Raw genomic sequence first — 22,165 nt, forward strand, 5'->3', positions numbered from 1 at the left:
TATGGCACAGAAATGGAATAACCTGAACGGGAACTATCAGATAAGGGCATATAACATGACAAAAACATCCAGTATGGGAAAACACGCAACAAGTCGTTGGTTAAAACTGAGTTTGCTGGCTACTGCATTGACCGCCAGCCTGTCTGCCAATGCAGCCACTCTGAGCGGTAATGTGGCTTTGACATCCGATTATTTATTCCGTGGTATTTCACAAACCGACGAAGGCCCGGCTATTCAGGGTGGTTTTACTTTAGCTGGCGAATCCGGTTTCTACCTGTCCACCTGGGGTTCCAACATTAAGTTTGGTGAAGGCAGCATGGAACTGGATGTGCTGGTTGGCTGGACTGGTGCGCTGAATGAAGAATGGAGCATTGATGTTGGCGCCATGGAATACATGTACCCGGAAGGAGACAATGGCGAGACTGAGTTTAACTTCTATGAAGGTTACGCCAAGTTCTTCTATGACAAATGGACGCTGGGCCTGGCTTACTCGCCGGATTATTTTGGTGCCGGTGTGGATGACTACTATTATCTGTCAGCCGACTACAAATACCCGCTGGTGGAAAGCATGGCGCTGGATCTGCACTTCGGCTACAACGCCTTTGAAGACGCCGCAGAGTTTGAAACCTTTCTGGCTGCCGGCCCAACCACTGATGATTCGTACATTGACTGGAGTGTTGGCTTAAGTGGCGAAATCCTCGGTGCCGGCGTTGCAGTCAAGTACGCCGATACCAGCGTTGACGATTCAGCCGAATGTTATTTATGTGACAGCCGTATTGTGCTGACGGTCAGCAAAAGCTTCTGATCCGGCATCCTGGGCTGGTCCGCCTGGCGGACCAGTGCCTCCCTCAGGTCTTTCTGCGCTGAACATAAGTTAACCAGTTGTATACATCGCTAAAGTTGAGTATGATTCGGCACACTTATTGACCAGCGAGGATCGCAGATGAAAACCCGTTCAAAGCTCCGTTTCGGTGCCTTGGTAGCCATCGCTGCAGCTGCTCTGCTGGTTGTCCAGATTAAAAATCCTCATTTGGCGCCTTGTGTTGCGCAGTTTTCCGCCGACAGCAGCCTGAGCGCCGAATGCCAGCCACAGCAAAGCTGGTTCAACTGGTTGCAGGGCAACAGCCGCTCCACTCAGTTTCACTTTGTCGACCTGTTGGAGTTGTTAAACAGATTCAGTCACAGCAGGAACTGAAGTGGCTGGCCCTTCGCTGAAGCAGCTGGGTAAAGCCGTTTTAGGTGCTCTGATTGGTGTGCAGTCTGAACAACAGCGTCAGGCCGATTTCGAACAAAAATCCATCTGGCCTTATTTGATCGCCGGTATTTTAGTCACAGCTCTGTTTGTCACAGTGTTACTGTTGATTGTCACCACTGTGCTGTCCTGACGGGCCTGGTACAAGGCAAATAATTCGGCCACCTTGCCCCTGCTGCTGCCTTTCTGGCTGATGGAACGCCCCACCTGCAATGAACTTAAGCCGGAGTTTTCATACAACTTGCGAGTCAGCGTGGTGTCATGGTTGCTGATCAAGACTGTCATGCCATCCCGCTGTGCCTGTTCAGCCAGATTAGCCAACTGCGCCTGATCATCCAGATTAAAACTGTTTTTGGCATAAGACGTAAAACTGGCAGTGCGGCTCAGTGGTACGTAAGGCGGGTCGCAATAAACCACGGCCGGAGCTTTCAGGCTGGCAAACAGCTGCTCATAGGACATACAGACAAAACGGGCCCGTTGCGCTTTTTCTGCAAAAAACCACAATTCTTGCTCCGGAAAGTAGGGTTTTTTGTAGCTGCCAAAAGGCACATTAAATTTACCGCTGCTGTTGTAACGGCATAAACCGTTATAACCATGCCGGTTCAGGTACAAAAACAATAACGATCGCTCGTAGCTGTCCTGGCTCTGATTAAACTGCTCCCGAAACGCCAGATAACTGCTCTTCTGATTGGCGCTGTCATTAAACAGCCCCGCAGCATCCTGAATATAAGCCTGTGGCCGTTGCTGCAACAGCTGGTACAAATGGATCAGATCAGCATTGATATCATTGAGCAGATAAGCAGGATAATCGGTGTTCAGAAACACCGAACCTGCGCCAACAAAAGGTTCAACTAACAATGGGCCAGCCGGCAGTTGCTGACGGATGGCATCCACCAGATTAAATTTGCCACCTGCCCATTTCAGAAAAGCCCGGCTTTTGCCTGCTTTGTCAGAAGCACTTTTATTGGCCGGCAAAATTTCGGATCTCCCGCTGGATGTCGGTCAGGCTCTTCACAAAAGGGGTTTGCTGTCGTAACTCTTCCGGCAGGGTCTTCACCTGCTGCCGGGCCGCAGTGCCATTGACATAGGAAGCAGACACCACCACAAACTGGTTTTTGCCCTGCTGCTGACGCTGGTACAGTTGCAGGTTCAGGTTTTTGTATTTGTTGATAAACCCTCGTGCGGCACTGAGCTGTGAATACACTCCCAACTGAATGGCCACAGTGTCTGGCAACATCGCCAGCAGTACCTGTTCATCCAGACCTGATGCCTTGTCGCTGGTCGCGGGTTTGGCTGCGTTTTCTTCGGCCATTTCAGCCAGCAGTTCATCATTCTGAGACACAGCAGCAGGTTGAGCTTCAGGTGTTTTCGTTTCTGCGTCCTGAACCTTATTGGCTACAGGCACTGGTGCCGGCTCTGATGCTGCAGGCTCTGGAGTTTCTGGCTCCTCCTGTGCTGCAACCTGGCTACCTGCCTCAGATGCAGTCACAACAGTGCCGGTGTCCAAGCTGGTGCTCCCTTGCTCTGGCGGCAGCTCCGTGTCTGCCTGTTCAGCCGCGGCAGTGTCAGGCGGAGTCACTTGGGTCGCTGGAGCTGTCGTTTTCGGCAGCGCCATCTGCGGCATTGTGTGATCACTGAAGGCTGGTCTGCTGATGGTCCCCACTTCGGTGCCTTTGGCTGTTTTTGCCTGCTCCAGCTGGTCCTGCACATCCGGGCCTTTCACCACAGGCTCGGAGACGGCCAAACGCTGCTCAGAAGTCGCGCTGGCACTGGCATTCGGGTAATGTGGCACCAGATCTGGGGCGACCGGCTGGCGGAATTGCTGTTCCGACCAAAGCCAGAACATCACCACAGCCGCAATAAGACTGAAACCTATGCTCATCACCAGAAAAGGTGAAAAAAACTGACCGGAAGCGGTGGAGGCTTTCACAGGCGCATGCGCTGTTCTTGGCGGCCGGACTTCAGTTTCAAACGACAGGTTCTGTTCCTGCTCAGTCCGAATCGCCCTTAAACCTACAGGATCAGAGTTGTCCTGAGTGCTGATAAAGACCGGGGTTTCCTCGTCGTCATCCACTGAGCTAAAGCCCGTTTGGACAGCCTGTTGCGGCGCTTTGACTTTGTGTTCGGCTTTAAACTGGCGCTGGACCGGGTTACGGGAAAGCCCAACAAACAACAGATGCAAGTCGCCGGCACAATCATCGATTCGCTCCAGCACTTCACGCTCAGGTAACCCATAAGGCAACAAGAGATCGCGCAGTTCCTGCTCCGTGACAGGCAACAGATGCATCGCCAGACGGATTTCAGTTTTCGGCTGCAACACCGAAATAAACACACTGACCGGTAATTGCTGCACCAATTGCCAGCATTCATCAGACAGTTGATCTGCATCGTCAATCAGCAGTAAAAATGGCTCTTTCGGCTGCAGCTGGGCAAAAAATTCCGGTAAAGCCCGTGGCAAAGGCTGCACACCAAACCAGTGCTGCTGCATCACTTTGAGCATATCCACCGGCTTCAGGCCAGGTTCGGCCTGCAGCAGTGCCAGATTAAAATGTTCAGAGCAAATTTCGGCCAGCGCCAGCATCAGGGTGCTTTTGCCACTGCCGCTGCTACCGATCAGTTGCAACCGTTCCGGCCGGTTAAATTCCAGTTGCAGCAATAAGCGTTGCAGTAACTGACGCTGAGAGTCCAGCAAACCGGAGTGCTGAGTCAGACGCTGTTGAAGTGCAGGTTTGTTCATAAACTGAAGATAGTCAGTAGTTCAGATTCAGTGACATTGTCGACAATAGCACTTTGCCCTAAAGCCACAGGTAAAATAAAGCGCATTTTACCTGCCTGTACTTTTTTGTCGGTTTTCATATAAGGCATAAAGTCCTGAATGCGCATGCCTTCAGGTGGTACCACAGGCAAATCAAAGGCCTGCAACAATAAAATGATCCGCGCCAGCTCCTCTGAGCTTAAACCACCGCGGCTGTGTGCAACCCTGGCAGCCATCACCATTCCGGCTGCCACAGCTTCACCGTGCAACCAGTCGCCATACCCCAGGTGCGCTTCAATGGCATGACCAAAGGTGTGACCTAAATTCAGCAGCGCCCGTTCGCCCTGCTCTGTTTCATCCCGGCTGACGATATCGGCTTTCATCTGGCAGCAATGCCGGATCATTTCTGCCAAGACCTTTTTATCTTTGGCCTGAATCGCCTGTTGCTGCTGTTCCAGCCAGTGGAAAAACGCCAGGTCGGCAATTAAGGCATACTTCACCACTTCTGCCATACCGGCCGCAAACTCACGTTTGGGTAGGGTATCCAGCACTGAGGTATTGATCAGCACCAGCTCTGGTTGCTTAAAAGCGCCGATCATATTTTTGCCCAGTGGGTGGTTCACCGCAGTTTTGCCGCCGACAGAGGAATCCACCTGAGACAATAAAGTGGTGGGAACTTGCACAAAACGCACACCACGCTGGTAGCAGGCTGCGACAAAACCCGTTAAATCACCAATGACGCCGCCGCCCAATGCTACAAGCAGAACGTCACGGTTGATTTTATGCTCCAGCAAAAAGCAGAGCGCCTGCTCAAAAGAGCTCAGGGTTTTGTAGGCTTCACCGTCGGGAATAAGAAAATGGCGTACTTCCGCCTGGCTGAACAGCGCCTGCACAGGCTCAAGGTATAAATCAGCCACCAGCGGATTGGAGATAATCACCACCTGCCGGGCAGCTGGCAGCATCGGCTGCAGGTCTTGCTGAAATAACCCGGATTGGATCAGGATAGGGTAGCTGCGCTCTCCAAGTTGGACTTCAACTTTTTGCATTCACAGCTCTCCTTTCCTGTCAGTAGTCGTCGTTAAAAACCCAGTTGTTCAACAATCTGGTTGGCCACGGCACGGGCACTCTGCTCGTCGGTCCGGATCGTGAAATCGGCGATTTCTTCGTACAGCGGATTACGTTCATCGGCCAGACGCACCAGCACTTCGCGTGGTTCTTCTTTGGTCTGCAATAATGGACGGCGTTTATCCCTTTGGGTACGGGCCACTTGTTTTTCGATCGGGGTTTCCAGATACACCACGATGCCACGTGCCGACAAACGGTTACGTGTTTCTTTGCTTAACACTGAACCACCACCAGTGGCCAGCACAATGCCTTGTAATTCGGTCAGATCCGAAATCACGTTCTCTTCGCGGACACGGAATCCTTCTTCACCTTCCAGATCGAATACCCAGGCAATGTCTGCACCTGTGCGGCGTTCTATTTCCTGATCAGAGTCGTAGAATTCTAAATGAAGCATTTCTGCTAAATGACGGCCAATTGTACTTTTACCTGCACCCATTGGGCCTACAAGGAAGATATTGCGTTTTTCTGCCATACGTAATGCTGCTGCGCTAACTTTGAAGGTTAATTATCAGGACGCGAAAGCTCCCACGAAAATTTGAAGCGGTGAATTATGTCAGCAATGGCTTTGGCTTGGCAAGCGAATTTTGGCCGGCCCCCGGCTGTGATGGGGGCCAGCTCAGCGTTGCTCAGTCAGTATTCTGGGGGTGACAAAAATCAACAGTTCGGTTTTTTCATTAAAGTCGTTGTTGCGCCGGAATAAACGCCCCATCACAGGAATATCACCAAGCACAGGTACCTTGGAGGTCGTGTTGGTGTACTGCTGCTGATAGATCCCCCCCAGCACCACAGTGGCGCCATTATCGACCAGCACCTGGGTTTGAATACGTTGAGTATCAATAGCCTGGGCCGGTCCATTGCCTGTCGATACCGTCTCGCCCCTGGTGTCCTGGGTGATCTCCAGATCCAGGATAATTTTATTGTCCGGCGTCACTTGTGGTGTCACTTCCAGACTTAACACCGCTTTTTTAAAGGTCACAGTAGTCGCACCACTGCTGGAAGCTTCCAGGTATGGAATTTCAGTGCCCTGCTCGATGCGGGCTTTTTTCTGATTGGCGGTGGTAATACGGGGGCTGGCAATAATTTCGCCTTTGTTTTCCTGCTCAAGTGCAGATAACTCCAGATCAAGTAAAGTGCCGTCGGCAAACTTGGTGACATGAAAGGCCAGGCTGCCCGCCGGATTGGCCACAGGTAAATTCACATTCCATCTGTCTCCCAATGAGGGCACAGTGCCTCCGGCTAAATCATTGGCGCCGCTGGCATTGCCGGACCAGGCTTTATTGTTTTGCTGATCACTGAAGCCCCAGCGAATACCAATTTCGTCCCGCACATTGTCGCGTACAGTCACCATCCGGGATTCGATCAGTACCTGTTTCACCGGCACGTCGAGGCGGCGCAACAGACGCCGGATATTGTCAATGCTGCGCCTGTTGTCTTTGACCAACAAGGTGTTGGTACGCTCGTCGACAGAGACATTGCCCCGCTCCGACAACAAGGTGGCCTCTTTGTTGTTCAGCAACGCGGCCAAATCGGCCGCTTTGGCATAATTGACAGTCAGAAATTCTGACGTCAGAGGTTCGAGCTGTTCAACCTGTTGCTGTGCCTGCAACTCACGGGCCTCCCTGGCCGCCAGCTCTTCCGAAGGGGCTATCAGCAGAATATTGCCTTCCAGACGTTTATCCAGCCCGCGCACCTTGAGCACCATATCCAGCGCCTGATCCCAAGGCGTACCATCGAGTCGCAACGTAATATTGCCACTCACTGAGTCACTGGTCACCAGGTTAAAGCCGGTATAATCGGCAATGATCTGCAGCACTGTGCGCACGGGCACATCCTGAAAATTCAGCGAAATGGGCTTGCCAACATAAGGGCCCGGAGCGACAGCCTGCTGCTCTGCTTTTTTCTGCACAATCAGCTCAAAGCTACTGTCCAGCTGATAGTATCTGTAGTCTACCTCCGACAAATTGCTGATCACCAGCCGGGCATTCTGGTCCTGCCTGAAGGTTTCGATGCCCTGCACCACAGTGGCAAAATCCAGCACATCCAGTTGATACAATAATTCATCCGGCAGCCGGGTCTGCAGAAAATCCAGCTGGATCCGCTGACCATCTGAACTGACATCAACAGCAATAGCCGGACTGGACAGAGAAACCAGCACTTTGCCTTCCCCTTCAGCCGTGCGGCGGAAATCTATGGCTTCGATCTGATTCTGTGGCTGGGCGGCGGCAGCCATAGTCCAGCACACCCCAATAGCGGCCATCCATCTGTTCATGCTCCTCTCCCCCCCTGTTGCTGGCCAGTTGGTGTGGCCGGCAACTCCAGTTGTAATTCTGTTTTTCGCCGGATAAAGCAGCCGGAGCCATCAGGCACCAATTCATCGATCAACACTTTATCCGGGCGCACCTGACGGATTTCGCCGTAAAACAGCCCCAGCCGGTCCCCCACTGTCACCCGGTGCAATTTCTGCTCAGCATCCTGCAATAAGGCCCACAGCAGACCATTGGCACCTAAGGTACCTTTCATGGAAAGGGTATCCAGCGCTACCAGCTCCAACGGCTGCTTTGGCTGTCCGGCCTCGGGCTGCAAACAACCCGCTCTGCCAGTAGCCGCAACAGCTCCCTGCGCAGGCTCTGGCATCACAAAAGGGCTGCGACCCAGATGACTTTGGTAAGGCTGGTGTTCAAACGCATTTACAGGTTTCAGCGCAGGCACTGTGGCCACTGCATTTTGTTGCACTTCCTGCATAAAAAGCCGGATATCGTCGCTGTTGTCAAAACAGCCGCCAAGCAGCAGAGACCCCAGCCACAAAATATGAGTTTTCATAAAGTTGCCCCGCTTTTAGCAGGTGTTGCAGGCGCCGCCTGAGGCTCTTTGTACCGGTATGTCCTGGCCACCACAGCAAAATTCAGCCCGGCAGTTTCTGTGGTTTTCAACTGAAAATCATGCAAAGTGACAATACGGGGCAAAGCCGCCACTGCACTGACAAAACGCCCGACCTGATGATAGTCACCCTGCACCTCTATCTGGATCGGCAGTTCGGTGTAAAATTCTTTTTCGATTTCCGGCATCCAGTGAATACGGACAAAACTTAACCCCACCGAAGTGCCGGCAAAGGTGATGTCATCTAACATGCCCGGTGTTTCCCGGCTGCCAGGTAACTGCTGCAGCAACCCCGCCAGCATCTGTTCCATCTGCTCCATCTGCTGCTGATACAAAGGCAGATTCACCGCCAGATTGTATTTACTGCGGTAACTTTGCCTGAGCTCCTGCTCTTTTTGTTGCTCTGCCTGTAACAGGCTCAGCGCCGGGTCAACCAGAAATAAATAACTGCCAATCACCACCAACAGAGCCAACAGTGCAGCCAGCGCCATACGACCGGCTTTCGGCCAGGAACCCATATTGCTGAAATCCAGCTCCGATAAATCCAGTTCCGATAAATTCAGGTTCAGATTCATGATTTAGCCCCGGTTTTTTTCGCCTTTTTTCCCTTACCCTGCGCTTCAGGCGGTGGGGCCACTGGTTCGGCTCCCAGGATCAGCATATGCATTTTGAAATCGCTCAAACCACGTTGGTCTTCCACATCGGCCTGAATAAACTCCAGCAGTGGCTGGCGAAATAAACTGGACTGCTCCACCTGCCGCAGCAAGGTGGACAGCCTGTTATTGGATTCACTGCGGCCGGTCAGTAACAGCTGATTGGCTTTTTTGTCCATGCCGGTCAGAAACACCCCATCAGGCACAGTTTGAGCAATCTGATCAAAGATCTGGGTCCCCAGGTTGCGTCTTTGCTGCAGTTGTTCAATCAGTGCCAGTCGCTGTTCCAAATCTTTTTTCTTCTGGTTCAGTAAGCGGATTTCATACAGTTTTTTATCCAACTGCTGAATTTCGGCCTCCAGCAGGCCGTTTCTGACTTGCTGACCTGCCGTCATCGCCTGCACCAGCCACATCAGCAGAAACATTACTCCAAAGGTCAGCAACGCCACCTGGCCCAGTTGCTGCAAATACTTCAATTGACGCTGTTTACGGGCCGCTTCCCGCCAGGGCAGCAGGTTTACAAATGACATGATGAGAACCCCCGTAAAGCCAGGCCACAGGCGATCAACAAGGCACAGCTGTGCTGTGCATAACGCCCTTTGTCTGCAGCAGGCCCCCAGTGCATCTGACCCAGCGGATCCGCCAGCACCGTATGAATGGCCAGTTCATCAGCCAGCAATTGCGCCAGTCCGGGCAAGCAGGCTGAACCACCGGACAGCAAAATATAATCCACCTGTTCGTTGCCGCTGGTGGTCAGGTACATTTGCAAAGCGCGGCGCAGCTGTTGCAACAACTGGGTTTGAAAAGGGGCTGTGACTTCAAAGCTGGCGCTGGGGGGTAAATCCCCCAGCTGTTTGGCCCGCTCGGCCTCAACTGATGTTTTGCCATAAAAGCTGGCGATCGCATTGGTGTAGTGCTGGCCGCCGAAGGCCAGATCCCGGCTGTACAGCAGCTGTTCCCCCTGCACTATGCACAGCAGCGTCAGGCTGGCCCCTATATCCAGCACCGCGACCCTTTTCCCCATAGCGTCGGCAGGCAACTGGGCATAACAAAGCGGAACAGCCCTGCTTAAGGCGGCACTTTCCACATCCACCACTTTGGTCAAAAACCCGGCCTGCTCCAAAGCACTGACCCGGCTTTGCACCGTGACAGTGCGGGCTGCCGTCAGCAACACCTGAGCTTGCCCTGTTCTGCTGTCCTGCCCCAGCACTTCAAAATCCAGGCTGACTTCATGTAAGGGGTAAGGGATCAGGCTTTCAGCATCCAGCTCAATCTGGCGCGCCAGGGCTGCATCATCCAGCTGCGCATTTAGCAAAATCACTTTGCTGATCACCTGAGCCCCGGATACAGCTGTCGCCACAAAACGCACGGTTTTATCAATCTGCCGACGGACCCGGCTGAGCACCTGACTGACGGCTTCAATATCACGGATATCTCTGTCCATCATCACATCTGCAGGCATAGGTTCAATTGCAATGGCTTCTACTTTATAATGCCCGGCTTGCTGACTAAGCAGCACGGCTTTGATGCTGTGGGAACCGATATCGACGCCCAGCATCAGGTTTTTTTTAGGTGGAAAGAGCCGGTTCAGCATAAGTTCAGGTGATACAGGTGAATGATTTAACTGGACTTGTGAACTGAGCTTAGTAGGTTTCTGCCAAAGTAGCGGCCAAGTTGGCTGAAAAACATTCCATTTCAGTGTTGTGCCCTGAAGTGGCCTGACAGAGGGTTCTGATGTCCTGGTTTAAAAAAATAACACTGCTGATTCTGGCGGGTCTGATGTGTGGCGTTCTGACGATCGCCGGCGCTTATCTTTATGTCAAAGACGATTTGCCCAGTGTTGCCACGCTAAAAGAAGTCAAGCTGCAGACCCCGATGCGGGTATTCAGTCAGGACGGGCAACTGATTTCACAGTTTGGTGAAAAACGCCGTATTCCGCTAAAACTGGAAGAAATGCCGGACTTGCTGCTCAAAGCGGTACTGGCCACTGAAGACAACCGCTTTTATGAACACCCAGGCATTGATGTGATAGGCATGTTACGCGCCGCCACTGTCGTTGCATTAAGCGGGGAAGCCCGCCAGGGCGCCAGCACCATTACCCAACAGGTAGCCCGCGAGTTTTTCCTTAGCAGGGAAAAAAAGATCCTGCGTAAAATCAAAGAGATTTTCCTCGCCATCCGGATTGAACAGCAACTGAGCAAAGATGAAATTCTGGAACTGTACCTGAATAAAATTGAGTTGGGTCAGCGCTCTTTTGGTGTGGGTGCCGCCGCACAAGTGTATTTTGGCAAAAACATTCAGGATTTGACCTTGTCCGAAATGGCCATTATCGCTGGTTTGCCCCAGGCTCCGTCCGTGTTGAACCCGGTGCGCTCACCCAGCCGGGCCCGCACCCGCCGTAATATAGTGCTTGGCCGCATGCTGGCAGAAAAATACATCACCAAGGAACAATACGAAGCCGCCATTGCGGAACCTATAGTGTCCAAGCTGCATGGCGCACAAATCACCGCGTCGGCCCCTTATGTCGCCGAAATGGTGCGTCAGGAAGTGGTCGCTAAATACGGGGAAGACGAAGCCTATTCCAAAGGCTTTCAGGTTTTTACAACCGTCGACACCCGACTGCAGGCAAAAGCTGTTGAAGCCGTGCAAAAGAACGTTATTGGTTACGATGAGCGCCATGGTTACCGAGGCCCTGTTGCCACCCTGTGGCAAGCCACTGCTCAGCCTCAAGCCGATGGTTCAGTGCAGTTTGCAGAGCAAGGGCGTTTATCTGACGCCGAAATCCTGGCTTATCTGGATGAACAGGATGGTCTGGAAGATTTGACACCTGCAGTGATTACCGCCGTATCAGGCCGTGAAGCCAGCGCTATTTTGTCCGGCGGCCGCGCCATTCAGATTGACTGGGATGGTTTAAGCTGGGCACGCAAGTTTATCAGCCATGACCGTCAGAGCCACGCGCCGAAAACGGCGGCTGAAGTGCTGGCGCCAGGGATGCACGTGCTGGTGAGGCCCGCAGGATCTGGCTGGCGTCTGGGCCAAATCCCCAATGTCAGCAGCGCTCTGGTCGCTATCAGTCCGAAAGATGGTGCGCTGCAGGCTTTGGTCGGTGGTTACAGCTTTGCGATGACCCAGTTTAACCGCGCGACTCAGGCCAACCGTCAGGTCGGTTCCAACATCAAACCTTTTATTTATTCTGCCGCGCTGGACAATAAACTGACTCTGGCCACGGTAATGAATGACGCCCCTATTCACGAATGGGATGAAGGCGCCAATCAGGCCTGGCGACCAAAAAACTCACCGGAAGTGTACGACGGTCCTATCCGCATTCGTGAAGCCCTGGCCAAATCGAAAAACGTGGTCGCGATCCGCTTATTACGTACTGTGGGTATAGAAAAAACCCGCCAGCATCTGACCAAATTTGGCTTCAGGGAAAAAGACCTGCCACACAGTGAAACCCTGGCCTTAGGTTCAGCCTCACTGACGCCGCTGGAACTTGCCACTGGTTATGCCACTTTTGCCAACGGCGGCTTTCTGGTGAAACCTTATTTCATCACCAAAATTCTGGATGATGAAAACAACCTGATTTATCAGCATCAGCCGGTCGCTGTCTGTGCTGAGTGTGAAGCCCGTGATAAAGCAGGCCAGCTGGCGGTGATCCAGGCCCGGCAACAAGCTGAAGCACAGCAGCAGGCCGCAGCCGACGCTCTTGCGGCCGATCCAGAGGCGCAGCTGGAAGCTCAGTTTGCCGCCCCTGCACCACAGAGTCCAACCGAGATCCCTGACTTCGTCTCTCAGGAAGCCCCTTATGCACCAAGGGTGATCTCAGCGCAAAATGCCTTTCTGGTGGCCGACGCGCTGAAAAGCTCCATTTGGGGTGGCCGCGGCTGGGTAGGGACTGCACACAGGTTACGTGAGCTGAAACGTCAGGATTTATCGGGAAAAACCGGTACCACCAATGATGTCAAAGACGCTTGGTTCTCCGGGTTCTCACCTGAGCTGGTAGTCACCACCTGGGTAGGTTTTGACGATGCTGAGAGCCGGTTAGGCAAAACCGCCTGGAACAGCAATCTGGGCAAAGACCAGACAGCGGGCAGTGAATCTGGTGCCAAAACAGCCTTGCCTGCCTGGCAGGAGTTTGTTGGTTTTGCACTGGAAGGCAAACCACAAGTCTTGACCCCGCCACCTGTCGGGATCAGCTCGGTGCGGATTGACCTGAGCACCGGCTTGCTCACCCAGGCTACCGACAACAGCAGCACCTTCGAGTATTTTATTCAGGGTACTGAACCCAAAACCTACGCCAACTCTGCCGTGTCTCCAGTTCCGACAGAAACAAAAGAATCGCAGGAAGAAATCGAGTTGTTTTAACACCTGGCGCATAAGCTCCGGTTTTGCTGGCTATAATTCAGCAAAACCGGAGGTGTTATGCGTCTGATTATTCTTGCCTGTTTCAGTTTCAACCTGGTCGCTCACCCCACACTCAAAGCAGGCTACCCGACCGGCTTTAGTGATGAGCTGCCAGGCAAAGCAGGCAACAGCCTTCGCTCTCAATTACTTTATTGCATTGAACAGCGCTCCAATCTGCACTGGTCCTGGCAATCTTACCCAACAACCCGACTCTTTCATTCCCTTGCGTCCGGCGATTTGGATCTGGTCTACCCTGCTATTTTTTCAGCCGAACGAGAAACCTACGCTATTGCCAGTGAAAGGCTGTTTTACGTGCGCAATCTGTGGCTGAGTAAGGCATCCAGCCCCACACCGACCCCAGAAAAGAGCATTGTCGTCAAACGGGGTTCGTTGCAGGCCGAGCAGCTCAAAGAGCGTGGCTTCGTGAAGCTCGTGCTGGTGGAGGACTTTCGCACTCAGCTGGATATGTTGGATGCCGGACGGGCTGATCTGGCGTTAATTCCGGAAGAAACCTTTCTTAGTCTGCAGGCTCAGCGCAAGCAGCGTTACTCCCGCCTTGAGTTCAATAAAGTCGCAGGTGGCTTTTACCTCAGCAAAAGAGCCAACACGGCTTTTTTGCCTGCGCTGAATCAGGCGATCCAAGGTTGTTTACCTCAGTTTAATCCAGGAGAAAACTAATGTATGTCGACGGTTTTTTAATTCCAATTGCCAGCCACAGGCTGGATGAATACAAAACAATTGCTGCAGAAGCGGCGTTGATCTGGAAAGAATACGGTGCTTTGGAGTATGTCGAAACGGTCGGGGACGACATGACTATTGACGGCGTGGACAGTTTTCTGAATAAAGCAGGCTGCAGCTCAGAAGAAACAGTGGTCTTCAGCTGGATCAGTTACCGCGACAAAGCGCACAGAGACGAGGTTAACGAAAAGGTGATGGCAGACCCCAGGGTGCACCAGATGATGGACAAGGACGATCCGGTATTTGATTGCCGCCGTATGGCGTACGGCGGCTTTCGTCTACTGGTCAAAGCTTAGGCTGACAACTTTTCAAACCAGACTTTGGCAGCCGCCAACGCCTCGGCGACCCGTTGAGGACAGGTTCCGCCTAAAGCCCCCCGTTTCGCCAGACCAGCTTCAATGGTCAGCGCCGGATACACATCGTCGCTGATCAGTGGGCACAGCTGCTGCATTTGCGTCAGACTCAACGCTTCCAGTGCTTTTTTCTCACGGGACGCCAGCAACACCAGCTCCCCTGAGATTTCATGGGCATCACGGAAGGCAATGCCTTTACCGACAAGGTAATCCGCCAGATCAGTCGCATTGCTGTACCCCAGCTCAGCGGCTTCACGGCAACGCTCCAGGTTGACCGACAAATGTGGCAACACTGTGGACAACACCAGCAAACATTGTTGCCAGGTGGCTATCAGGTCGAAAAAGCCCTGTTTGTCTTCCTGCATATCTTTGTTGTAGGCCAGCGGCAGGCCTTTTAAGGTATGCAGAATAGCCACCAGATGACCCAGCACACGGCCGGTTTTACCACGCAGTAATTCAAACACATCGGGGTTTTTCTTCTGCGGCATCAAGGACGAACCGGAGCTTATCGCATCCCCCAGTTTGAAGAAGCCCGCTTCACCGGAGCAGAAGAAAATCACATCTTCCGATAAACGCGATAAATGGGTCATGCAAATCGATGCGGCGGCCGAAACCTCCACCACATAATCCCGGTCGGACACAGCGTCCAGGCTGTTCAGTGCAGCGCTTTGAAACCCCAGCCGTTGGGCAAGCGCATGACGGTCAATTGCAATGCCGGTTCCTGCCAGGGCGCCACAGCCCAATGGACAAACATCCAGCCGCTCCAGCGCATCATCCAGACGGCTTAAATCCCGTTTAAACATTTCCACATAGGCCAAAGCCCAGTGGCTGACCAGCACGGGTTGGGCGCGTTGCAGGTGAGTAAAACCTGGCATGACAGCGTTCTGGAAACGGTCGGCAAACTGAATCAGTGAGCCAATGGCACCGACCAGCAAAGTCCGCACCTGCTGGCTGCTCAGCTTGGTCCAGAGGCGTAAATCAGTGGCCACCAAATCATTACGGCTACGGCCCGTGTGCAGCTTTTTCGCCACCACCCCAATTTTGGCCTGCAGTTGGCTTTCCACCCAACTGTGAATATCTTCTTCCTGCGTTTCCAGTGGCAACTTAGGATTCGACTCCAGCGCCAGCGTTAAATCGGCCAGGGCATGGTCCAGTTGGTCGGCTTCATCGGCCGTGATAATGCCGGCTTCCAGCAAACCGGTAGCCCAGGCCCGCGAGGCAGCAATATCCTGCTGCGCCAGCTGATAATCGAAACTTAAGGAGTCGTTAAAATCACGGAACTCAGCCAGACTGGCTTCGGTAAAACGTCCACCCCACATTGCCATGGTTGTTACCCTCTGAGAATTCATAAAAAAGGGCCGGACTAAAACCGGCCCTGCAGTCAGACTACGCGACACTGTCGCTATACAGAATGCCGTCTGTTAATCAATGCTGCCTTTTAAGGCACGGATCCGGCTGGCCAGACTGTACAGGCGGATAAAACCGGCGGCGTCTTTCTGGTTGTACACTTCGTCCCCTTCGAACGTGGCAAAAGCTTCCGAGTACAGGCTGTTGCTGGAACGGCGCTGTGTCACAGTCACGTTGCCTTTGTACAGTTTTACCACAATGTCACCTGTCAGTTGATCCGCCAGCGACGTCGCCGCCGCTAACAGAGCGTCTTTCAGTGGCGTGAACCAACGGCCGTCATACACCAGTTGGGCAAATTCCAGACCCACTTCTTCCCGGTATTTCAGTGAGGTGCGGTCATACACCAGGGACTCCAAAGCACGCAATGCCGCCACTAAAATGGTGCCGCCCGGGGTTTCGTAACAGCCACGGGATTTCATGCCCACTAAACGGTTTTCCACAATATCGATACGGCCGACGCCATGCTCTGAACCAATGGCGTTCAACAGTTCAATGGCTTTTACCGGCTCCACCACGTCGCCGTTGAGCTTAGTCAGCTCACCTTTTTCGAAACTCAGCTGAATGTATTCTGCTTTGTCCGGCGCCTGCTCTGGCGACTTGGTCCACATCCAGATTTGGTCAGAAGGTTCATTCCACGGGTTTTCAATCTCACCGCCTTCGTGCGAGATGTGCCATAAGTTGGCGTCGCGGCTGTAAATTTTGGTGGCAGACGCTGTAGTCGGAATATTCTTCTCAGCCAGATAGTTCAGCAATGACTGACGGGAGTTAAAGCTCCACTCACGCCAGGGCGCTATGACTTTTAAATGCGGAGCCAACGCAGCAAAAGCACCTTCAAAACGCACCTGGTCATTGCCTTTGCCGGTACAGCCGTGACAAAGCGCATCCGCGCCCAGTTCCAGCGCCAGTTTTACCTGGGCACGGGCGATCACCGGGCGGGCCATGGAAGTCCCTAACAGGTACTGGCCTTCGTACACGGCGCCGGTTTTCAGTGTGGGGTAGATCACTTCTTTGATCAGCTCTTCGCGTAAATCCACCACGTAGCAGCTGCTGGCACCGGATTTAATGGCTTTTTCTTCCACACCGGCCAGTTCTTCATCGCCCTGACCCACGTTGGCGACAAAAGCAATCACCTCACAGTCATAGTTTTCTTTTAACCAAGGCACAATGGCCGAGGTATCCAAACCACCTGAATAGGCCAGCACAACTTTTTTGATACTCATCTTCAACCTCAACTGAATAAACTGACTAACACCGCGTTTTGTGCATGCATACGGTTTTCCGCCTGCTGCAGTACCAGCGAACAGTCGCTGTCCAGCACTTCGCTGGTCACTTCCTGGCCGCGGTGAGCTGGCAGGCAGTGCATAAAATGTTTCACGGCCAGGCGTTGCATCACAGCCGTATTGATCTGGTAAGGCGCAAACAGCTGTTCAATGAACGCCGGGTCGGCCCGGCCCCCCATCGACAGCCAGGTGTCCGTGTAGATGGCATCGGCCCCTGCGGCGGCCGACACATGCTGACTCAGCGTCAGTTTAGCGCCACTTTGTTCCGCCAGCGCCTGGGCTTTGAGCAGCACATGGGCATCCGGACCAAAGCCCTGCGGCGTGACCACCGTCAGTGTCATACCTAAAATGGCCGCCCCCAGCATCAGCGAATGGCAGACATTATTGCCATCGCCAACAAAAGCCAGATGCACTTTGGACAAGTCGCCATAATGCTCTTTTAAGGTCAATAAATCGGCCAACGCCTGGCAGGGGTGATACAAATCGCTCAGCGCATTAATCACCGGCTTTTTACTGCTTTGCGCCAGTTGCACTAATGTTTTTTGTGAATAAACCCGGGCCACTATGGCGTCAGTCCAGCAAGCCAGGTTGCTGCCAAAATCTTCCACCGACTCCCGTACACCCAAAGCGCCATTTTGCTGATCCAGATAGACCGAATGACCACCGAGTTTGTGGATGCCGACGTCGAAGCTGACACGGGTACGCAGTGAAGGTTTCTCAAACAGCAGTGCAATACTGCGGCCTTTTAAGGCGCTAGAGAATCGGTCTGGGTCACGTTTAATTTCGAGGGCTAAATCCAGCAGGTGGGTCACCTGGTTCTGACTTAAATCAGCTATGCACAGCAGCTGGGTTAATTTACTCATAAATCACACTTTATGCGCTAGGCGCTTTCCTTTTTAAAGGCCAGAGCCCAATGCTCCGGCGTCTGTTTATACAACCATTAATACTGAATGCAGGTGCCGACCGGCTCGTTCCGCATCAGTTTTAATAAATTATCCGGGTCCTGCCAGCCTGCCACAATAATGGTGCTTTTCAGTGCGGCCGCAGTTTCCAAAGCCGCATCCAGCTTGACTTTCATGCCACCTTTAATCACACCGCTTTGCACCAGCGCTTGCGCTGCCTGAGCGGTTAAGGTTGGGATCAATTGCATCTGCGCATCCAGAATACCGGGGACGTCCGTCAGCAGAATGAGCTGCCCCTGCACCAGCTGGCAAATAGCCGCCGCCGCGATATCAGCGTTCACATTCAGTAACTGGCCTTGCTGGCCAATCCCAATGGAGCTGAACACAGGCGTAAAGCCCTGGGCCAACAAGCTGTTCACCAAGGTGCCGTCATTGGGCTTTGCAATGCCTACGGCCCCCAGTTTGGTATTCACGTCAAAGCTTAAGCTGCCACCGGCAGCCAGATTCAAACCGACTGGCTTTAAACCCGCCACTGTGGCACGACTGACCATTTCCGCATTGACAGCACCATCCAGGGCGCCGGTAATCACCGGCATTTGTTCAGCAGGCGATACCCGCTGACCATCAATTTTTTCGGTGGTAAAACCAAATTTGGCCAGCCATTGGTCCACCTGATCGCCACCACCGTGCACCAGCACCAGCGGGTGTTTTTGCTTTAATTGCGCACAAACAGCCAATAACGCATCCAACGCCGCCTGATCCTGCAATAAGCGGCCACCCATTTTTAAGACATAAACCTTACTCATGAGGCACTCCGGCGAATAAACCTGCAGTTTCAGCAAAGCCAAACTTCAGGTTGGCCGCCTGCAGTGCCTGAGCGGCCGCCCCTTTAAGCAGATTATCAATGGCCGACACGACCACCAGCTGCTCACCGTCTTGTTGCCAGTGAATATCACAATAAGGGGTACCCGCCACATCGGCCACATTGGGAGAATGACTGACCAGACGCACCAACGGCTTAGTGCCATAAGCGTTTTCAAAGGCAGCTTTGACCTGCTCAGCATGGACGCCTGGCTTTAAAGTCACTACAGAAGTGGCCAGAATGCCGCGTTTGAAGTTACCCAGATGCGGGGTAAACACCACTTTGCGGCCCAGGTTCTGCTCAATCTCAGGACGGTGGCGGTGCTTAAAGAAACCATAGGCATTCAGACCCACTTCACAAAAGGAGGTCGTCAGCGCCGCTTTACGGCCTGCACCGGACACACCACTGGTGGCATTAATCACCGGAATACAGTCATCAGCCACTAAACCGGCCCTGAGTACCGGCAGCAGTGCCAATGAACAGGCGGTTGGGTAACAGCCAGGCACGGATACCAGCTGTGGCAGTGGCTGATCCAGCCATTCCACCAATGAATACACGGCCTGTTGCAGTAAGTCGGTATGCAGGTGCTCATAGCCATAATACTTCGGATACAAAGCCGGATCTTTCAGCCGGAAAGCACCGGATAAATCGAATACCGCCATGCCTTTAGCCAGCAGTAACGGCGTGACGGCTTCGCTGACTTCATGGGGTAACGCCAGAAAAACAACGTCTGCATCCAGGGTTTCGGCCCTGTCATCTGTCCAGGGTTCCACCTGAATATCCAGTACCGACTGGTACCGTGGGTAGAGTTTAGAAAACGGTTCTGCCGCGCGGCCTGCGGACGCAAAAGCATAACTCAGTTCAAAATGTGGGTGGCGTGACAGCATCACCGCGAGCTCTGCACCACTGTAACCTGCCGCACCCAGTACTGCAGCTTTGAGTTTGCCTGAAACAGATAAAGTCGTCATAAACAGCGAAATCTCCGCGACTTAAAACAAAAAAATAAGGCCACGCCCGAAAAAGTGAGGCCAGTGTAGAGGGTTCGACATGCATATTCAAGAATTTTTATGCTGAATTTATGAATTTTTATTTTTAAAAAATTCATTTTCGCTTTCTTGCCCGCAACAACCCAAGGTTGGGCACAGCTTAGACCAGATCCGTGGCAGACTAAAGTGAAAAGCCCTGTTTTACCGTCCCTCGTTTTGTTGGTCTGCCAGTGGCCCAGTCCCAGGCAACTGCAGTAACGCGTCTGCAAGTGCTGAATAAAAACTCAAAATACCAGGTACCGGCTGAATGCCTGCTTTTGCCAGCGTTTTGAGCGGCTGAAACTGCAAGTCCGTCACCAGCAAATGCACCTTTTGTTTTTCCGCCAGACTGATTAATTTTTCAAAGGCAGACAACCCACCTGCATCCATCAGCGTGACTGCATCCATCATCAGAATGGCGCCCTGCTGACCTTTCAGTTTTTGTGACAACTCACCAAAGACCCGGTCAGCGGCGGCAAAAAATAACGGGCCACTGATGCGGAACACTTTCCAGCCTGCAGGCACTGTGTGACTGATGAGTTTGCGGTGATGACTGATATCGGCAACCCGGGTCATATCGGCCACTTGTTTGATGAATAAAAAAGCGGCTATCACCATACCCAGACTAATGGCCACCACCATATCAAAGAGCACGGTGCAGCCACAGCAAATGCTGAAGATCCAGATGTCCTCCGTTGGCGCCGTTTTTAACAGATGGACAGCTTTAGGCGCTTCACTCATATTCCAGGCGACCACCAGCAGCAAGGCCGCCATAGCGGCCATCGGCAAGTATGCCAGTACGGGGGCCAGCAGCACCAAGGCCAGCAATACTGTCATCGCATGAACCATGGCCGCTACCGGCGACTGAGCACCAGAGCGCACATTGGCTGCCGAGCGGGCAATGGCTGCAGTCGCCGTAAAACCACCAAAAAAAGGCGTGACCAGATTCCCAATGCCCTGCCCTAACAATTCGCTGTTGGCACTGTGACGTTTGCCCGTCATACCATCCAAAACCACAGCGCACAGCAGAGATTCAATGGCCCCAAGCATCGCCATCGCAAAGGCGGCTGCCAGCAAGTCTTTGGCCATTTGTGTGCTCCACTTTAACGGCTGCCCGTCCGGCCCGGACTGCAGCCAGGGCCACTGCAATTGAGGTAATTGTGAGGGGATACCAAAACCGCTCGAACCATCTGGCAGCACATAACTGAAACGCGAGCCAATGCTGTCCAGACTAAAACCAAACTGCTGCAACGCAATGCCGAGAAAGGTCGCCACAGCCAATGCAGGCAAATGCGGCGGAACAGGCCAACCCAACTTTGGCCACCACAGCATCACCGCCAGTGTGGTCAGCGCGACCAGTAACGACGGCCACTGCAATTCAGGTAAGGCCGTGGACAGCAGCTGAATTTTTTCCAGGTAGTGTTCTGGCATCGAGGCCAGCCCCAGGCCCAACACATCATTAAGCTGCAAAGTGGCAATCACAATCGCAATGCCGCAGGTAAAGCCCAGCGTCACCGCCTCCGGAATATATTCGATAAAACGGCCTAAACGCACCACAGCCATCAGTATGAGAATAAACCCGGACAATAGGGTGGCCAACAATAACCCGGCCAGCCCATAGTGTTGAGCCACAGGATACAGCACAACCACAAAAGCCGCTGTAGGGCCGCTGATGCTGTAACGTGAACCGCCACAGAGGGCAATGAAAAAACCTGCCACGACCGCAGTGTAGAGGCCGTATTGCGGAGGCACTCCGGATGCGATCGCCAATGCCATCGCCAGCGGGATTGCAATAATACCGACCGTGACCCCTGCCAGCAGGTCTTGCTTCAGGTGCCACAGCCGATAGCCATCGGACAGGCTTTCTCTTAAGGCATGCCCCATACGCAGCGAAAACAGATAAGAACGATGTGACATGTGCCCTCCCTGAATCAATAGCTTGAGTGTAACAGAGAGGGCCAATAAATTTTTTGTTTCAGAGCAAGGTGTTAGACCAAAGTCTGACGTTGTTTACACAGGTAACGCACCCCAGACAAAGTGCTGACCGAATGGTAAAAGCCCACGTCAGTGCACTGCACTGTCACAGGGCCGGCGCTCTGGCGATAACTGAATTCTGGCCGGATTTTGCGGGCCAGGGTGACGTGAGGCAAAAACTGTTCCGGTTGAGGACCGGTCAGCACCGGCTGGCAAAGCGCAGACAGCCCCGCCTGCAGGTCCATTAAGGCAGGAACCCCGGACTGCAATCCTAAAAACAACACTCTGGCCTGATGAAATTGCGCCAGATGATCAAAGCAGAGCTCAAAAGCCGGTGTGCGCTGTAGCAGCGGCAAGGCGTCCTGCCATAGCTGCTGTTGGGTTTCTTCACTCTGTTGCCCCAGAAACACCAGAGTCAGGTGCAAATTGGCAGGCGGGTGCCACAAGGCATCCGGGTATTGTGCCACCGGCTGGCAGGCCGCCAGTTGCTGTTGCTGGGCCGGACTAAAACTCAGACTGAAAAAACAACGCTGCATACCAAAACACCAAGATTCGGAT

At 53.1% G+C, this 22,165-nt stretch carries 21 protein-coding genes; 5 read left to right on the forward strand and 16 right to left on the reverse strand.

Going from position 1 to position 22,165, the window contains the following annotated elements; genetic code table 11:
- Nucleotides 1-55 precede the first annotated feature (55 nt).
- Nucleotides 56-805: a TorF family putative porin gene (locus WKJ04_RS15325; protein WP_337842162.1), complete on the forward strand. Its 750-nt coding sequence runs from the start codon at nucleotides 56-58 to the stop codon at nucleotides 803-805.
- A gap of 138 nt (nucleotides 806-943) precedes the next feature.
- Nucleotides 944-1,195 (forward strand): hypothetical protein, encoded by a 252-nt coding sequence (locus WKJ04_RS15330; RefSeq protein ID WP_337881207.1) that lies wholly within the window; start codon nucleotides 944-946, stop codon nucleotides 1,193-1,195.
- A 111-nt stretch (nucleotides 1,196-1,306) separates the two neighbouring features.
- Here the strand turns inward: WKJ04_RS15330 and WKJ04_RS15335 are convergent, their stop codons facing one another.
- The 9 genes from WKJ04_RS15335 to pilM all read right to left on the reverse strand — a co-directional run bounded on the left by WKJ04_RS15335 (nucleotide 1,307) and on the right by pilM (nucleotide 10,256).
- Nucleotides 1,307-2,227 carry a Dam family site-specific DNA-(adenine-N6)-methyltransferase gene (locus tag WKJ04_RS15335; RefSeq protein ID WP_337881208.1) on the reverse strand — a complete coding sequence of 307 codons (921 nt, stop codon included), beginning with the start codon at nucleotides 2,225-2,227 and terminating at the stop codon, nucleotides 1,307-1,309.
- Nucleotides 2,214-3,989: an SPOR domain-containing protein gene (locus tag WKJ04_RS15340; protein ID WP_337881209.1), complete on the reverse strand. Its 1,776-nt coding sequence runs from the start codon at nucleotides 3,987-3,989 to the stop codon at nucleotides 2,214-2,216. Before WKJ04_RS15340 ends, WKJ04_RS15335 begins: the two co-directional genes overlap by 14 nt.
- Nucleotides 3,986-5,053 carry a 3-dehydroquinate synthase gene (aroB, locus tag WKJ04_RS15345; RefSeq protein WP_337881210.1) on the reverse strand — a complete coding sequence of 356 codons (1,068 nt, stop codon included), beginning with the start codon at nucleotides 5,051-5,053 and terminating at the stop codon, nucleotides 3,986-3,988. Before aroB ends, WKJ04_RS15340 begins: the two co-directional genes overlap by 4 nt.
- A gap of 32 nt (nucleotides 5,054-5,085) precedes the next feature.
- Complete coding sequence (gene aroK, locus WKJ04_RS15350) at nucleotides 5,086-5,604, reverse strand: shikimate kinase AroK (RefSeq protein WP_337842167.1); 519 nt, start codon at nucleotides 5,602-5,604, stop codon at nucleotides 5,086-5,088.
- Nucleotides 5,605-5,748: 144 nt separating this feature from the next.
- Nucleotides 5,749-7,401 carry a type IV pilus secretin PilQ family protein gene (locus WKJ04_RS15355; protein WP_337881211.1) on the reverse strand — a complete coding sequence of 551 codons (1,653 nt, stop codon included), beginning with the start codon at nucleotides 7,399-7,401 and terminating at the stop codon, nucleotides 5,749-5,751.
- Nucleotides 7,398-7,952, reverse strand: a complete 555-nt coding sequence (locus WKJ04_RS15360; protein WP_337881212.1) for a pilus assembly protein PilP — start codon at nucleotides 7,950-7,952, stop codon at nucleotides 7,398-7,400. Before WKJ04_RS15360 ends, WKJ04_RS15355 begins: the two co-directional genes overlap by 4 nt.
- Nucleotides 7,949-8,584, reverse strand: coding sequence for a type 4a pilus biogenesis protein PilO (locus WKJ04_RS15365; RefSeq protein ID WP_337842170.1), 636 nt, complete (start codon nucleotides 8,582-8,584; stop codon nucleotides 7,949-7,951). The genes WKJ04_RS15360 and WKJ04_RS15365 overlap by 4 nt, the downstream gene beginning before the upstream one ends.
- Nucleotides 8,581-9,192, reverse strand: coding sequence for a PilN domain-containing protein (locus WKJ04_RS15370; RefSeq protein WP_337881213.1), 612 nt, complete (start codon nucleotides 9,190-9,192; stop codon nucleotides 8,581-8,583). Before WKJ04_RS15370 ends, WKJ04_RS15365 begins: the two co-directional genes overlap by 4 nt.
- Entirely contained in the window at nucleotides 9,180-10,256 is a 1,077-nt protein-coding gene (gene pilM / locus WKJ04_RS15375) for a type IV pilus assembly protein PilM (RefSeq protein ID WP_337881214.1), read from the reverse strand. The genes WKJ04_RS15370 and pilM overlap by 13 nt, the downstream gene beginning before the upstream one ends.
- A 140-nt stretch (nucleotides 10,257-10,396) precedes the next feature.
- Between pilM and WKJ04_RS15380 the strand changes: the two genes are divergently transcribed.
- The 3 genes from WKJ04_RS15380 to WKJ04_RS15390 are packed head-to-tail and all read left to right on the forward strand — an operon-like array spanning nucleotide 10,397 to nucleotide 14,100.
- Complete coding sequence (locus WKJ04_RS15380; protein WP_337881215.1) at nucleotides 10,397-13,027, forward strand: PBP1A family penicillin-binding protein; 2,631 nt, start codon at nucleotides 10,397-10,399, stop codon at nucleotides 13,025-13,027.
- Between the two features lie 57 nt (nucleotides 13,028-13,084).
- Nucleotides 13,085-13,744: a transporter substrate-binding domain-containing protein gene (locus WKJ04_RS15385; RefSeq protein ID WP_337881216.1), complete on the forward strand. Its 660-nt coding sequence runs from the start codon at nucleotides 13,085-13,087 to the stop codon at nucleotides 13,742-13,744.
- Nucleotides 13,744-14,100 (forward strand): DUF1428 domain-containing protein, encoded by a 357-nt coding sequence (locus tag WKJ04_RS15390; RefSeq protein WP_337881217.1) that lies wholly within the window; start codon nucleotides 13,744-13,746, stop codon nucleotides 14,098-14,100. The genes WKJ04_RS15385 and WKJ04_RS15390 overlap by 1 nt, the downstream gene beginning before the upstream one ends.
- Here the strand turns inward: WKJ04_RS15390 and argH are convergent.
- From argH to thpR, 7 genes are all read right to left on the reverse strand, one after another.
- On the reverse strand, nucleotides 14,097-15,482 hold the full coding sequence (gene argH / locus WKJ04_RS15395) for an argininosuccinate lyase (RefSeq protein WP_337881218.1): 1,386 nt from the start codon (nucleotides 15,480-15,482) through the stop codon (nucleotides 14,097-14,099). The two genes, WKJ04_RS15390 and argH, sit on opposite strands and share 4 nt — an antisense overlap.
- A 96-nt stretch (nucleotides 15,483-15,578) precedes the next feature.
- The gene (locus WKJ04_RS15400; protein WP_337881219.1) at nucleotides 15,579-16,784 is read right to left on the reverse strand and encodes an argininosuccinate synthase; all 1,206 of its coding nucleotides are present in this window, start codon (nucleotides 16,782-16,784) and stop codon (nucleotides 15,579-15,581) included.
- An 8-nt stretch (nucleotides 16,785-16,792) separates the two neighbouring features.
- A complete protein-coding gene (locus WKJ04_RS15405; protein ID WP_337881220.1) occupies nucleotides 16,793-17,707 on the reverse strand; it encodes an ornithine carbamoyltransferase in 915 nt (304 codons plus the stop codon).
- 77 nt (nucleotides 17,708-17,784) lie between these two features.
- Entirely contained in the window at nucleotides 17,785-18,552 is a 768-nt protein-coding gene (gene argB, locus WKJ04_RS15410) for an acetylglutamate kinase (protein WP_337881221.1), read from the reverse strand.
- Complete coding sequence (argC, locus tag WKJ04_RS15415; RefSeq protein WP_337881222.1) at nucleotides 18,545-19,576, reverse strand: N-acetyl-gamma-glutamyl-phosphate reductase; 1,032 nt, start codon at nucleotides 19,574-19,576, stop codon at nucleotides 18,545-18,547. The genes argB and argC overlap by 8 nt, the downstream gene beginning before the upstream one ends.
- A 219-nt stretch (nucleotides 19,577-19,795) precedes the next feature.
- On the reverse strand, nucleotides 19,796-21,550 hold the full coding sequence (gene dauA, locus WKJ04_RS15420; RefSeq protein WP_337881223.1) for a C4-dicarboxylic acid transporter DauA: 1,755 nt from the start codon (nucleotides 21,548-21,550) through the stop codon (nucleotides 19,796-19,798).
- A gap of 71 nt (nucleotides 21,551-21,621) precedes the next feature.
- The gene (gene thpR / locus WKJ04_RS15425) at nucleotides 21,622-22,143 is read right to left on the reverse strand and encodes an RNA 2',3'-cyclic phosphodiesterase (RefSeq protein ID WP_337881224.1); all 522 of its coding nucleotides are present in this window, start codon (nucleotides 22,141-22,143) and stop codon (nucleotides 21,622-21,624) included.
- Nucleotides 22,144-22,165: the final 22 nt, after the last annotated feature.

This window comes from Rheinheimera sp. (assembly GCF_037442345.1).
In the GTDB taxonomy this organism is placed as follows: domain Bacteria; phylum Pseudomonadota; class Gammaproteobacteria; order Enterobacterales; family Alteromonadaceae; genus Pararheinheimera.